The following is a 14,393-nucleotide window of genomic DNA, read 5'->3' as shown; positions in this document are numbered from 1 at the left end:
CGCTTGTAAGATTTTTATGACTTCCCGGATTCGCTTTTTGATGTGTCCTCCCGATTACTACGATGTAGATTATGTGATTAATCCCTGGATGGAAGGGAACATCCATAAATCATCGCGCGATCGCGCCGTAGAACAGTGGCAGGGACTACACCAGATTCTTAAACAACACGCCATTGTAGACTTAGTATCACCTGAAAAAGGTTGGCCTGATTTGGTTTTTACAGCCAACGCTGGTTTGGTACTGGGAGATAACGTTGTCCTTAGTCGTTTTTTACACAAAGAACGTCAGGGAGAAGAACCTTACTTCAAGCAATGGTTTGAGGAAAATGGTTATACAGTCAATGAACTTCCCAAAGATTTGCCATTTGAAGGAGCAGGAGACGCACTGCTGGATCGGGAAGGACGCTGGTTATGGGCGGGATACGGTTTCCGCTCAGAATTAGATTCCCACCCTTACCTAGCCAAATGGCTGGATATTGAAGTACTCTCCCTGCGACTGATAGACGAACGTTTCTATCACTTGGATACCTGCTTTTGCCCCTTAGCAAATGGCTATTTGCTGTACTATCCAGGTGCTTTTGATTCTTACTCCAACCGCTTAATCCAAATGCGAGTCGCACCAGAAAAGCGAATCGCCATTGCCGAAGCTGATGCAGTCAACTTCGCTTGTAATGCGGTGAATGTGGAGAGCATCGTCATCATGAACAAGGCGAGTGATGCTTTGAAAACACGCCTTGCAGATGTGGGTTTCCAAGTGCTGGAAACGCCGCTTACCGAATTTCTCAAAGCTGGTGGTGCGGCTAAATGCCTAACCCTACGGGTGACAGAACCAGTTAGAGATGAAATTCATGCGAATGTCTCGGTAGAAAGCCGCGTCATTCGCATGGAAGGACACTTGCTAGATGCTGGTTTGATTAACCGCGCTCTCGATTTGATTGTAGACGCTGGCGGAAGTTTCCAAGTTCTGAATTTCAACTTGGGAGAACAACGCCAAAGTACCTCAGCCGCTGAGGTGAAGGTATCAGCACCATCCCATGAAGTGATGGAAGAAATCATTTCGCGGTTGATTGATTTGGGTGCTGTAGACTTACCCCAAGATGAGCGGGACGCTAAACTAGAGCCTGTAATCCAAAATGGGGTAGCGCCTGATGATTTCTACGTCAGTACAATTTACCCCACCGAAGTGCGAATTAATGGTCAGTGGGTGAAGGTGGAAAATCAGCGGATGGATGGCGCGATCGCCATTACTCAAACACCCAATGGCTTAAAAGCAAGGTGTAAATTACTACGCGAATTAGAAATTGGCGAACAGGTAGTTACAGACGTGTTGGGTATCCGCACCATCCGCAAAACCGAATCCCGGGAACAACGCAGCACCCAAGAATTCAGCTTTATGTCGTCGGGAGTTTCCAGCGAACGCCGCGTGGAATTAGTCGTGGAACAAGTAGCTTGGGAATTACGTAAAATCCGCGATGCTGGTGGTAAAGTAGTTGTTACCGCTGGCCCTGTGGTGATTCACACTGGTGGCGGCGAACACCTAGCGCAACTAATTCGCCAAGGATATGTACAAGCGCTACTCGGTGGGAATGCGATCGCTGTCCACGACATCGAGCAAAATATGATGGGCACCTCCTTGGGTATGGATATGAAACGGGGTGTCGCCGTCCGTGGTGGACACCGCCATCACCTAAAGGTAATTAATACCATCCGCCGTTATGGTAGTATTGCCAAGGCCGTGGAGGCGGGGGTAATTAAGAGTGGCGTGATGTATGAATGTGTCCACAACCATGTACCTTTTGTGCTTGCTGGTTCAATTCGGGATGATGGGCCTTTACCTGATACCCAAATGGATTTGATTCAAGCACAAGAGCAATATGCCAAAAACTTAGAAGGTGCAGAGATGATTTTGATGCTGTCATCAATGCTACATTCCATTGGCGTGGGCAATATGACTCCGGCGGGGGTGAAAATGGTATGTGTGGATATTAATCCAGCTGTAGTGACTAAATTAAGCGATCGCGGTTCTGTAGAATCAGTGGGTGTGGTGACAGATGTGGGATTATTCCTCAGTCTCTTGATTCAGCAGTTAGATAAATTAACAAGTCCCTATATTAGTAAGGTAAGTTAAAAAAACAAACCGCTCTAGAGACACGTAGAACTTTGATGCACGGCTATCAAAAGTGATCTAGCGATCGCCATTGGGCGTAACAAGCTTAATAGTAGGGTAGGCATTTCCTATCCTACTATTTTTTTTTCTAGCGGAACTTAGGGACTTCCAGAAAATAAATTATCCCAAATTATTTGTACATTTTTCGGGTAGCACAGCTGTGCTACCCTACGGTGGGATGTTTTTTTAATTGGAAGTCCCTTAAACAAAAAAATAATAACTCCTAACTCTTAACGGGCTAAACGCCCCGCTATCCATGTACAGCACTCCCAATGCCCCATGCCCAATTCTTAAGAACAATTGTCTCCTAACTGTTCGCAAGCACCAATACTCACCCAGTGGCTAGAACCATCTTGCCAATGTTCTTTCTTCCATATAGGTGCGTTATGTTTGAGGGTGTCAATAGCATAGCGGCAAGCTTCAAACGCTTCACTGCGATGAGGACAACCCACTGCTACTACAACGCTGATTTCCCCAACTCGCAAACGTCCGATACGATGATGAATTGCTACTCGATTCACATCAGATGTAGATAAACGAATATCAGCAGCAATTTGATAAAATATCTGCAATGCCATCGGTTCATAAGCTTGATACTCTAGGGCAACCACTGGTTTACCGTCGGTTTGATTACGAACCATTCCACTCATCAAAACTACGGCACCGTTAGCTGGATCGTCAGATTTGGTATATATCTCTTCCAAAGACAATGGTGCAAAGCTAATGGCAAAACTATCTTCAGCTCTTGGTTTAACACGAGAGGTAAGTGTAGTTGTCATAACTGCGTCAATATTATGTGGGCTTTTTCTATTCTCCCTGAAGAAAGCACTGCTAGGCTATGTTTGCTTGCTGTTCTAAATTTTCCTCAAATCGCCAAAATTTGCTGTTATCCTCCTTCAGGCATACTACTATATTAAAGTAATCAAGTTATCTGCTTGTTTACTTAATTTAAATAATTTGAATGAAATCTACAGTGTGTAAGAATGAAGCAGCGAGGCTTAAAGCTCTACACAACGCAAGAATTATTGAAAACTCTAGATGCAGTTATTAAGAAAAAAGAATTCAGGAATCAAAATTCAGAATTCTGAATTCTCTTTTAGTCATTAATATAATCGGTGTTATCTATACGATCGCACTCATATCTGCCTTTAATTTCTTGATTGAAAAAACCGCCAATTGAATCAGAGGCATGTAAATCTTCCCAAGTATCCTCGTCTACGCCTAAGTACTGATAAACAGCGCCATTTTGAAACTCAACTTGCAAAATCTGTTCGTCGCGATCGTAGCCTAGAGCCGCCGCCATTGATGAGCTAACTGGTAACATGGCAATTGGTTCTTCCTCAAATGGTAGTGCAGTAGTTTCGGCGATAACTTCGCTCAGTTCTTGCAATCCTTCATAAGCTTGTATCGGCGCCGGAATTTCCAAAAACTCTAATTCGTTACCCCGATCGAGTAACAACTGCAAATATCCGTCAGAGTGAGCGATCGCTACTAAACTGCTCAAGTCTACCTTAGATAGCCTCATTTATTTTCTGCTCTCCTGTTGGCGTAGTCGGGAGTGTTAAAGTTTTATGCAACACGAAAATATTTATAGTATAAATGTACTATAAAAGTGGTTGTTTGTCAAGCTTTTACTGAGGCTGATACCATTTAATGAAAATGTTGATACATACAGCAAATTGCAATTTGGTGAGGTACAGATAATTGTATGGGCACAACATGTTGCATTGGTGTCAACTTACAGCTATTTTCAGGTAAATAGACCACGCGGTAGGGGCACAGCATTGCTGTGCCCCTACAACAGATGTGGTTCAAATACATGAAAACTGCTGTAAGCCTGGGCCAATAGAATTCGCGGCTATAGCAAAGTCGCCTGGTGCGGACTCAAAGAAAATTAAGGTTTCTTAACCCGCGCAGGCGGGTTTCGTCTGTGTAGACGCGGTTTCTAACCGCCCATTTCGCGTTAAGTTGACTACGCGTGTACTTCATTTACCTGAAATACGCTGTATCGATTTACCGTAGGGTATACCCTAACAGTCTAATGGGCGTGTGTCATCTGACACAGATGAACTTGATCGCTTCATACCACAGCAGAATCTACCTCATGGAAATGGGATCTCTGAGTTTGGGTTTGCAAGTAACGATAAAGACGATTCAGGGCGTTGGTATGGGCATAAGCCGCAGCTACCACGATATCAGTATCGGATGCTTGCCCGGAGAATATCCGCTCCTCATGCCGCAAACGAACTGTGACGGTTCCCAATGCATCAATTCCGCCAGTCACAGATTGCACCGAAAATTCAATTAGTTGATTGGGAATCTGCACCAATCGATTGATTGCTTGATACACCGCATCCACTGGCCCCGTACCGACACTGGCATCGGTGAGAATTTTGCCATCGGGGGTAACAATTGTGATGGTTGCAGTGGGGCAAGTGCAGTCTCCGCAGATTACCTGGACGTGTTCGATTTGGAAGCCACTTTCTACTTGAATCTGAGTTTCATCTCGAACGATCGCTTCTAAGTCCCAATCTGATATTTCTTTTTTCTTATCGGCCACTTCTTTGAACCGGTTGAAGGCTTTGTTCAAATCCCCTTCGTTCAATTCAAATCCCAATTCCTTGAGCCTGGTACGAAAAGCATTTCTTCCTGAGTGTTTGCCCAAAACAATGCGATTTTCTGGTAAACCGATGGCAGCAGCTTCCATAATTTCGTAGGTTTGGCGGTGCTTAATAATCCCATCTTGGTGAATTCCAGATTCATGGGCGAAAGCGTTTGCGCCGACGATCGCTTTATTTGGCTGAATCAGCATTCCGGTTAACTGGGAAACTAAGGATGAGGTTTTGTAAATCTCCTGAGTCTTAATATTAGTCAAAGGTGCATCTGATTCAACGGAACGGCCAAAGTATGGGTTAAAAAATGGTTTGCGAACCTGCAACGCCATGACAATCTCTTCCAATGCTGCATTACCCGCTCGTTCGCCAATGCCATTAATGGTACACTCCACCTGACGCACGCCATATTCAATTGCTGCTAAAGCGTTAGCTGTGGCCAAACCCAAATCATTTTGGGTGTGAATGGAAAGAATCACTCCATCTATATTGGGAACATGGGAGCGAATTCCCTGAATTAAAGTGCCGATTTCTTTAGGCGTGCAGTAACCAACGGTATCAGGAATGTTGATTGTAGTTGCACCAGCTGCGATCGCAGTTTCCAAAACTTGATAGAGAAACTCTGGCTCCGTGCGACTAGCATCCATTGGTGAAAATTCTACATCGTCTACAAACGATTTGGCATAGGCAATCATTTCTGCTGCGATCGCCAATACTTCGCTGCGAGATTTTTTCAACTGGTATTTCAAGTGAATATCAGAAGTAGAAATCATTGTGTGGATTCTGGGGCGATCGGCTCCTTTCAAGGCTTCGGCGGCGGCTTGAATGTCTTGGCGAACAGCTCTTGCCAAACTGCAAATGATTGGCCCGCCAGGTATCCCGACTTGTTCGGCAATGGTTTTAACGGCTTGAAAATCTCCCGGACTAGCAACCGCAAAACCTGCTTCAATCACATCGACACCGAGTAAAGACAGTTGATGAGCGATCGCTAATTTCTCTTCCACATTTAGGGTTGCCCCTGGTGACTGTTCGCCATCCCGTAACGTGGTGTCGAAGATGATAATTCGGTCTGGTTGAGATGCAATGCTCATAACTGTCTCCGTATTCAGAGGAATGTTTAAAAATTCTACTTTGGATATTGTATACAATCTTATAAATTTTGTATACAATATAAATTATGAACTTAAATGATTTGGCAGCCAACGTGCTGCAACAACAACGCAGTACCCCAGATTTGATTGCCGATGCTTTGCGGGAAGCGATTCTGCGGGGAATTTTTCAGGAAGGACAATCCCTGCGACAGGATGAAATCGCTACTCAGTTTGGAGTTAGCCGCATTCCCGTGCGCGAAGCCCTCAAGCAGCTAGAAGCCGAAGGATTGGTAACACTGCATCTAAATCGCGGTGCCATAGTATCAGTGTTGACAGCCCTAGAGGCGCAAGAAATCTGTGAAATTCGTAGCGCCTTGGAAGTAAAAGCAATGCAATTGGCAATACCCAAGTTCAGGGAAACAGATATAGAAAAAGCTGCTGTGATTTTAGAAGCGACAGTGAAAGCAACCGATGCGGGTATATTGGCAAAATTGAACTGGGAATTTCATGCAACGCTGTATGCTACTGCTGAACGTCCCAGGTTATTGGCGATGATTAAGACTTTACATGTTAATTGCGATCGCTATGTCCGCGTACAATTAGCACAGATGGATTACCAAGAGCGTTCTCAAAAAGAACATTATCAGCTCTTAGATGCTTGTCGTCAGCAGGATACAAAAACTGCTGTTCGGCTACTGAAACGCCACATTGAAACCGCCGGAGAACAGCTAGTTGGATACTTACAGCAAATAGCTCACAAGCGGTGATTCTTACTAGAACAGACTCAACGTAAAATTTACACCATCTTGGAAGAAAAAACATAATAAAAAGTAAAAAGTAAAAGAAATACTGAATTCATCTTTCTTTTACTTTTTAAATTTTGACTTTTGGCTTATCTAGACTGAACAATTACTGCTTTAAGCGAGGTATATTTGGTCTGACAAAGGTAGTAGAGGAATTAGCAGTTCGAGCATTAGCGGCTGAAGAACCACTAGTTGGAGAACTGAGGTTTAAGAAATCGATGAGTGTGAGGGTACGATTACGAATTTTCCACTGTCCATTTCTATTGACAACTTCATCTTCATAAGTACCATTAGCGACATCAATACTAGTTTCCGAACGTTTATGAGTCGCGTGAAGGTAAGAAGTCATTGTTGCTTTATTATTTTTAAATGAAATGTTTATCGTACCCATCAAATGTTGAGTAGCTAGATATCCATTTCCTTGGAATACTGAATAAACAAAATCTGCCCATGAATCTGTGCCAATCCGTGTTTCACTTGCCCCATCAGGAAAAACAGCAGTGAGGACTGCATCTTGAGTAAAACAATTCCGATAAATATTCTTTCCTTCTAAGAGATTTCCTCTACCAATGGCGTCAGTTCCTAGTGCGTAACAGCTTGCTAATTTTTGAATTTCTAATTCTGCATTAGGTTGAGTCGCACTTGCTATTTCAAACCTACCTCCAATTAACAGCACAAGAGCGACTGCAACCACAATCAAGCTTATACGATTGAACAAAAACGAGATAGCTTTGGAAATGATTCGCCCATTTTCTCTTCTTTTTTCCACAAGATGACTCCCTTAATTTTCACAATTTTCGCATCTCGTACTTTACCACAAACTAAAATTTCATCGGATAAATTTAGCTCATAAAAAATTGCTAAAATTATTGCATATTTAGCTAGAGCTTACTTTGATATCAGCTAGTAAATGATAAAGCTAGTACAAGATTTGATTGATACAACCAGTTATAACAGGCAATCAATAAATTTTATAATGTCGATTGCAGCTAAATTTATATTGATTTGATTAAGTAATGAAATTGCTACTGACAGAGTTTTATTAGCATTTAAATAACCTTTGGTATTAGCAATTTTTACAATTTAAATATAATTACTATAGCAATCTTAAATCATTAGACTTCTTGCATAAATCAAAAAAAAGAACCCCACCCCGCCTTTGACTTACGTCAAAGTCTCCCCTCCCCGCAAGCGGGGAGGGGCTGGGGGTGGGGTGTTAGGGGACTTTTGCAAGAGGTCTATTAATGATACAGAAAATACCCAACCTATTTAATACCATTTCCCGAAAATATTGATACAGAAATCCCTTATTCTCCAAAAATGGGAATAGAAATTATAAATTCTGTTCCTTGTCCGACAGTTGATTCACAAGTCAAACTGCCAGTGTGGTTTTCTACTATAATTTGGCGGCTAATAGATAATCCTAATCCCGTACCTTTTCCTACAGATTTGGTAGTAAATAGATTTTCAAAAATACAGGCTTTAACTTCTTCCGGCATTCCTTTGGCATTATCTTGAATCTTAATTACCACATTTTCCTTGTTTTCACTCAGATAACTGAAAATAGTGATAATATTAGGATAATTTTCATCAATTTCTATAAAACTACGACCAATATTTGCTTCTTCTAAAGCATCGATCGCATTTGCCAGAATATTCATAAACACCTGATTCAATTGTCCCAAATAGCATTTCACTAATGGGATATCTCCATAATTTTTAATCACTTGAATAGCTGGGCGATTATGATCGGCTTTCAGACGATGCTGTAAAATCATTAAAGTACTATCAATACCTTCATGAATATTAGCTAATACTTTAGAAGTGGTATCAGCGCGGGAAAAAGTGCGGAGAGAGGTACTAATATTACGAATACGCTGCGTCCCCAACGTCATCCCATCAATCATTTTTGGTAAATCTTTGAGCAAGAAATCTATATCTATTTCTTCGCCTTTTTCTTCAATTTCAACACCAGGATTGGGGAATTTTTCTCGATACAGTTGCAGATAATCGATTAAATCTTTTACAGTACCTTTAGCGTGGGCGATACTACCTGTAATAAAAGCAATGGGGTTGTTGATTTCGTGTGCCACACCTGCAACTAAATTCCCCAGAGAAGACATTTTTTCACTTTGGATAAGTTGTATTTGTGCTTCTTGTAAATCTTTGAAGGACTGTTCTAATTGCCTAGATTTATCTTGCTCTGTTGTATACAAACGGGCATTTTCTATAGCAATAGCCATTTGAGAAACTAAGACTTTTAAAACCTCTACTCTTTCTGGGATAAAAGCTCCTGATGATAACTTGTTTTCTAAATAAATAATACCAGTAAGGTGTGATTGATAAATAATCGGCAAACAAAAGATTGATTTTGTTTGAGATTGTTGAATATAGATATCAACATTAAATGGTTCTGCAATTATGGCCTCATTTAATACAAGATATTGCTGAGTTCGCAAAACAAAGTTAATCACAGTTAGCGGTAAATATTCATAGCTTTCAACAGGAATAGAATGTAAAACTGTCACCGCGTTTTCAGTAGCATTGCCGGAAGCTTCAATATATAGTTTATTGTCTTTTAGTAAGAGTAATAATGCTTTTTGTGCAGCAGCATTCTCTAGTAAGATTTTGATTAACTTACTCAACAAATTTTCTAAAATAATTTCATTAGTAATCGCCTGTGAAAACTTGATGAATGCATGAAAATCTAGAAAATCGCTTAAGCTGCTGTTAGTAGTCGTGGTGGTAGTAAGTTGAATTTTATCTAGTTTGGAAATAGAAGTTTCTACGGTATTAGTTTGTCCTATTAGAAAAGGGTACTGTAATTCTAGGTGTTTGACTTTAGCGATCGCACCCCAACGAATATAGGTATAATAGGCTTTAGTTATATAAGTTTGAGAAATTAACTGTTTGCCTAGAGATTGATAAAATTTTCCTGCTAACTCATAAGCTAAAGCTTCTTCTTGGAGAAAACCGTTTTCTTGAGATTTAGCAAGAGAATTTTCATAGTAGTCCATTGCTTCAAGCTTTTGACCTAAAACTTGATATCGTTGTGCTTCCACAAGATAAAATCTGTGTAAGTGATTTGTGGGAGCATGAGTAGCCCAGAGTTCCATTTTTTGTTGATTAGCTTCAACTTTTTGCAAAATAGCTTGCTGCTCAGACTCTTTAGCGGTATGATAGATAGCCAAGTGGGCTAAAGAATCGTAAAAATAGAACAGTGGAACAACAAATAACCCTGTAACACCACCTAAAGATTTTTCTGCGATCGCAGCATTTTCTACAGCTTTAAAATACTCTCCAAATAAGTAAGAGAGCATCAGCTTATTCACAAATAGATGGTTAATTGTATAAAGGTCGTTGAGTTGCTGATGAATTGGCAACATGCTTTGTTCATCGTAGGCTTCTCCAATTAAACAATCAACATTTTCCCAACTTCCTTGCAAATTCAAAAGTGTTTGTAAATATACTAAATTCCAAGTTAAAGCTACTTGTTGCTTGATTTTTTTCAGCGAATCACAATAAGCTCTTAATTCTTTTTCTAAAACCGAAAGTTCTTTACCTAACCAAAATGAATGATAGGGATAAATGTAACCACAATAGCCAGCATATTCTAAATCTCCAGTTTCCAAACCACTAGAATATCCTGCCATTGATGATATTAATGTCTCCTTAACATGCTCCTTCCAATGCATAACATGAGCGCTAACAACCGTCAGAATTTTAGCCTTGAGTTCTTGAGCATTAAATTGTGAGACTAAACTTGAAGCTAATTTGCCAAATTCATAGCCAGAATCAATTTCCCCTTGAACTCCACAAAGAAGTAATCCATAAAGACTATAACCATAACCAGATACAGCCGTATTGCCATATTTTAAAGACAAATTGACCATTTCACAGACAATAATTGGCATCATTGCGGGAGCAGTTTGAAAAGCCGCTGGGAGAACTCCCATTAAGATTCTCATGGCTGCAATCTTGTTAGGATCGGTCATCAATGGTAAGTTAATTAAATCTGCAATCACTTTCCCTTCCAACGCAGCAGCGATTTCATCCATCCCTTGCTGAATATCAACTGATGTCGGTTCATCTGGAAAGCTTATTCCTAACAATCGCAGAGTCGATATCGCTATCTTAATAGCTTGAATTTGTTTGCTTTGAATTATAGAAGCGATAATTTGTACTTCATATACTTTGACTTTATCTAAAAGAATTTTAGCTTCTTGCTCCACTACCTCAGCCCATTGGTACATCTGCTCAAAATTACCACTCAAATAGGCTACTTCTGCGCCTCCTTCATATAAACCTACAGTTAAATTATATTCAGTTTGCCAAGAGTCTATACTTAAAAGTTCTATCCCAGTTGTTAAGTATTTCAGAGCAGCTTCATAAGCTGTAGACGCTTTCGCTTTTTGTCCAGCAATTAAATTCAATCGTGCTAATTCAGTTTTTTCAGATTGCTCTATTAAGTTACCAATACCTACATTCAGCTGATTAACAATATCAAAAATATTTGCTTCTATTTCCTCCTGGGGTATATTTTGCAGGAGCAATTGACCGATTTTTAAATGAGTAGATTTCTTGAGTTCTTCTGGAATCAACGAATATGCGGCTTGTTGTACTCTGTCATGTAAGAACTTATAACCCACTCGTGAAGTATCGAAATTTAAATTCACCGCTTCTTCTTGATTAAAAACCAAAGGAATGCGGTAAGCTTCACTTAAAGGCAGAATTAATCCCGCTTGCAAAGCCGAGTGTAAATCATTGGCTGTCACAGAAGGTGACTTTTGATTGACTATTGATAAAATATCTAAACTAAATCTGTCACCCACACAAGCTGCTAGTTTTAAAACATCTTGGGTAACCTTTGGTAGTTTTTCAACCCGACTTGCAACTAGTTCTACTACATTTTTATCAGTAATTCCAATTGCTTGAATATCCGCTATACTCCACTGCCATTGAGCATTAACAAAGTCAAATATTAACAGTTTTTCTTGATAAAGTACCTGAATGAGTTGTGTAATAAAAAAGGGATTACCACCTGTTTTATTACAAATCAATTCAGCTAGTTCGATAATTTGCTGATTCACAACTCCAGTTTCTGTTTCTTGGAGAGTTTCAGCAATTAGTTGAGTTACATTGTCTAAATTTAGAGGCTGCAACACTAGATTATTAACAACTGTACCGGCATTCTTAATTTCTTCTATTTTTTGGATTAATGGATGTGCCGGACTAACTTCATTATCTCTATATGCCCCAATAAACAACAAATATTTACTATCGCTGTCAGTTATCAGCAGTTGGATTAAATTTAATGTGGCTGAATCTGCCCATTGCAAATCATCTAAAAATATGACTAATGGATGTTCTTTTTGAGTGAAGACTTGGATAAATTCTTTAAAAACACGATTGAAGCGGTTTTGTGATTCTGCTGCCCCAATTTGCGGAACTTCTGGCTGTGTACCAATGATTAATTCTACTTCTGGAATTACGTCAGTAATAACTTTTCCATTTGTTCCTAAAGCTGATAATATTTTATCACGCCATCTTTCTATTTGTTCATTATTTTCTGTAAGCAAATAACGCATTAAGTAAGCAAAAGCTTGAATTAAAGAAGCATAAGGTATATTTCGTTTTAATTGGTCAAATTTACCAGCAATAAAATAACCTTGTCTGCGAGTAATGGGTTTATTAACTTCATTGACTAAAACTGATTTGCCAATGCCAGAATAACCAGAAACTAGCATCATTTCTACCCCCTTTAGTCCCCCATTAGTAAGGGGGGATTCAGGGGGGTCAGTAACGCGCTCAAATGCTGCTAAGAGTTCATTAACTTGTTGTTCACGACCATATAATTTTTGGGGAATTAATAACTGGCTTAAAACATCTAAACGACCTGGAACAAAATTAGTAATTATACCTTGAGTTTCTAACTGCTTGAGACATAATTCTAAGTCTGCTAATAACCCTGTAGCACTTTGATATCTGTCTTCGGCATTTTTTGCCATCAGCTTCATGACAATTTCGGAGATGGCGCTAGGAATATTCGGATTTAATGATTGCGGAGTTATTGGTTGAATAGCAATGTGACTATAAACTATTTCTAGGGGATCTTGGTTAAAAAATGGTGTTTTATCGGTGAGCATTTCATATAAAGTCACACCAAAAGAATAAAAGTCAGTGCGATAATCGATAATACGATTCATTCTCCCAGTTTGTTCAGGAGACATATAGGCAAGTGTGCCTTCAACGGAGTTAGGGTTAGTAAATTGGGGATTTTCCTTATTTAGGCGGGAAGCTATGCCAAAATCAGTGAGTTTAACAATACCCGTCTGGGAGTTAATGATGATGTTACTAGGTTTGATATCTTTATGAATAATCTGGTTTTTATGTAAATAATCTAAAGCTTTAGTCAGTTGAATAGCAATTTTTAAATGGTTAATTAAATCAATTTTTTCTGTTTGTAAAAGTTGGGCTAAAGACTGACCACCAAAGTCTTCTAATAACAGTCCTACACGATTATCAAAGGTTTCTAAACTGATGGCTTTAACTATATTCGGATGGTCTAAACTTTGCTGAATTTGATACTCATTTTTCAGCCGAGTAAAAGCTTCGAGGGTAGGATATTCATTTTTAAGCAGCTTGATAATAACTTGCTGTTGTGTGTTTGGTTTTTGTGTTTGATAAATAACAGTTTGAATTCCTTCGTGGAGAGTCGAGTTGATTTGATATCCAGTTCGATTTGGCATTGATTTTTGATTATAAAGTTATAAAATTTGCATCACCCCCCGTTCTGTCCCGAAAGAGGGGTTCTATTTTAATTATTCCCAGTACGTAGAAAATTATTAACATTGTGATTCCGTACCAAAAAATTGAGAGACGTTGCATTGCAACGTCTCTACATGTGGTCACCAACGCCGTAACTTTTACGCCAACCGCAGATAAGGACATTTTGACAAAAACCCAGAGGCCTTATTGTGGGCATCAATGTTATGAGTATGTGCTGGTGTCGGTCGAATAATGCCAGCAAACAGGTCATCTAACCCGTAGGGAGTGAAAAATTGCCATTGGCCTTGTGTGTCTAGTCGAACTCCTACAGCAGTAGCAGTATGTAACCAATCTGTAATACCATCTTCTGTACTGGTGTAGGGTCTGGCACCAAGACGCCAACGAGCAAAACTAGCTTGATTTTTGACATCAAATTGCTCATGAGGGAATTGTTCTGTGAGATTTGCCTTTGCTGCTAGTTCCTGGGAACGATTTCCTTCTATATCAAAAAATGCAATATCAAAATCTTTAATACCTAAGCCGCAATGTTCGCCAAAAATTGAACGCCAAACTGTGTTTCTGACTGCACCTCCGGCTAACCACCAGTTGGGTAAATTTAGTTGAGCGATCGCAGGTAATACTGTATCAATAGATGTATCAGTTAAAATCATCTGTAAACGAGTGTTAATATTCATATCAAATTTCTAGAATTGTCAAGTAGAACGTGAAAATATTATCATTCACATTTCATCAAGCTGACAATGTTGAAAGTCTTGCTATGACGTTCGGCGAATCAATTTTTGTGAAATTCAAAAGGGCGATCGCTCAGAGCAAGAAAAACGAGAAATAACCCTCGATGCCAGTATTTCCAACTGACAATTTATTTTTGCTTCTAACAATTGGAATACAAAACGAAAAAATTTATTTTTGACTTAAAAATCAGTCAAGACAA

At 39.7% G+C, this 14,393-nt stretch carries 8 protein-coding genes; 2 read left to right on the top strand and 6 right to left on the bottom strand.

Going from position 1 to position 14,393, the window contains the following annotated elements; translation table 11 throughout:
• Positions 1-16 precede the first annotated feature (16 nt).
• Positions 17-2,128, top strand: coding sequence for a bifunctional arginine dihydrolase/ornithine cyclodeaminase (gene argZ, locus IQ276_RS20020; RefSeq protein WP_190880717.1), 2,112 nt, complete (start codon positions 17-19; stop codon positions 2,126-2,128).
• Between the two features lie 329 nt (positions 2,129-2,457).
• Here the strand turns inward: argZ and IQ276_RS20015 are convergent, their stop codons facing one another.
• The 3 genes from IQ276_RS20015 to IQ276_RS20005 form a co-directional block, all read right to left on the bottom strand.
• Positions 2,458-2,946, bottom strand: coding sequence for a molybdenum cofactor biosynthesis protein MoaE (locus IQ276_RS20015; RefSeq protein WP_190880719.1), 489 nt, complete (start codon positions 2,944-2,946; stop codon positions 2,458-2,460).
• Positions 2,947-3,263: 317 nt separating this feature from the next.
• Positions 3,264-3,692, bottom strand: a complete 429-nt coding sequence (locus IQ276_RS20010; protein ID WP_190880721.1) for a KTSC domain-containing protein — start codon at positions 3,690-3,692, stop codon at positions 3,264-3,266.
• A gap of 555 nt (positions 3,693-4,247) precedes the next feature.
• Positions 4,248-5,864: a 2-isopropylmalate synthase gene (locus IQ276_RS20005; protein ID WP_235116331.1), complete on the bottom strand. Its 1,617-nt coding sequence runs from the start codon at positions 5,862-5,864 to the stop codon at positions 4,248-4,250.
• 92 nt (positions 5,865-5,956) lie between these two features.
• Here IQ276_RS20005 and IQ276_RS20000 point away from each other — a divergent pair, with 92 nt between their 5' ends.
• Positions 5,957-6,637, top strand: a complete 681-nt coding sequence (locus IQ276_RS20000; RefSeq protein WP_193914838.1) for a GntR family transcriptional regulator — start codon at positions 5,957-5,959, stop codon at positions 6,635-6,637.
• A 142-nt stretch (positions 6,638-6,779) separates the two neighbouring features.
• Here IQ276_RS20000 and IQ276_RS19995 read toward each other — a convergent pair whose 3' ends face one another.
• From IQ276_RS19995 to IQ276_RS19985, 3 genes are all read right to left on the bottom strand, one after another.
• On the bottom strand, positions 6,780-7,442 hold the full coding sequence (locus IQ276_RS19995) for a nuclear transport factor 2 family protein (protein ID WP_193914840.1): 663 nt from the start codon (positions 7,440-7,442) through the stop codon (positions 6,780-6,782).
• A gap of 538 nt (positions 7,443-7,980) precedes the next feature.
• On the bottom strand, positions 7,981-13,422 hold the full coding sequence (locus IQ276_RS19990) for a trifunctional serine/threonine-protein kinase/ATP-binding protein/sensor histidine kinase (protein ID WP_235115816.1): 5,442 nt from the start codon (positions 13,420-13,422) through the stop codon (positions 7,981-7,983).
• 177 nt (positions 13,423-13,599) lie between these two features.
• The gene (locus IQ276_RS19985; protein ID WP_190880731.1) at positions 13,600-14,136 is read right to left on the bottom strand and encodes a nucleotidyltransferase family protein; all 537 of its coding nucleotides are present in this window, start codon (positions 14,134-14,136) and stop codon (positions 13,600-13,602) included.
• Between the last annotated feature and the right edge of the window lie 257 nt (positions 14,137-14,393).

Origin of the sequence: Desmonostoc muscorum LEGE 12446, assembly GCF_015207005.2 — a bacterium.
In the GTDB taxonomy this organism is placed as follows: Bacteria; Cyanobacteriota; Cyanobacteriia; order Cyanobacteriales; family Nostocaceae; genus Nostoc; species Nostoc muscorum.
The sequence above is the reverse complement of the archived record's forward strand: the minus strand, read 5'-3'. Positions and strand labels throughout refer to the sequence as shown.

Excerpts from the sequence above, each read along its gene's own strand:
- argZ (WP_190880717.1), top strand. The coding sequence starts at position 17 with ATGACTTCCCGGATTCGCTTTTTGATGTGTCCTCCCGATTACTACGAT.
- IQ276_RS20010 (WP_190880721.1), bottom strand. The coding sequence starts at position 3,692 with ATGAGGCTATCTAAGGTAGACTTGAGCAGTTTAGTAGCGATCGCTCAC.
- IQ276_RS19985 (WP_190880731.1), bottom strand. The coding sequence starts at position 14,136 with ATGAATATTAACACTCGTTTACAGATGATTTTAACTGATACATCTATT.
- IQ276_RS20000 (WP_193914838.1), top strand. The coding sequence starts at position 5,957 with ATGAACTTAAATGATTTGGCAGCCAACGTGCTGCAACAACAACGCAGT.
- IQ276_RS20015 (WP_190880719.1), bottom strand. The coding sequence starts at position 2,946 with ATGACAACTACACTTACCTCTCGTGTTAAACCAAGAGCTGAAGATAGT.
- IQ276_RS19990 (WP_235115816.1), bottom strand. The coding sequence starts at position 13,422 with ATGCCAAATCGAACTGGATATCAAATCAACTCGACTCTCCACGAAGGA.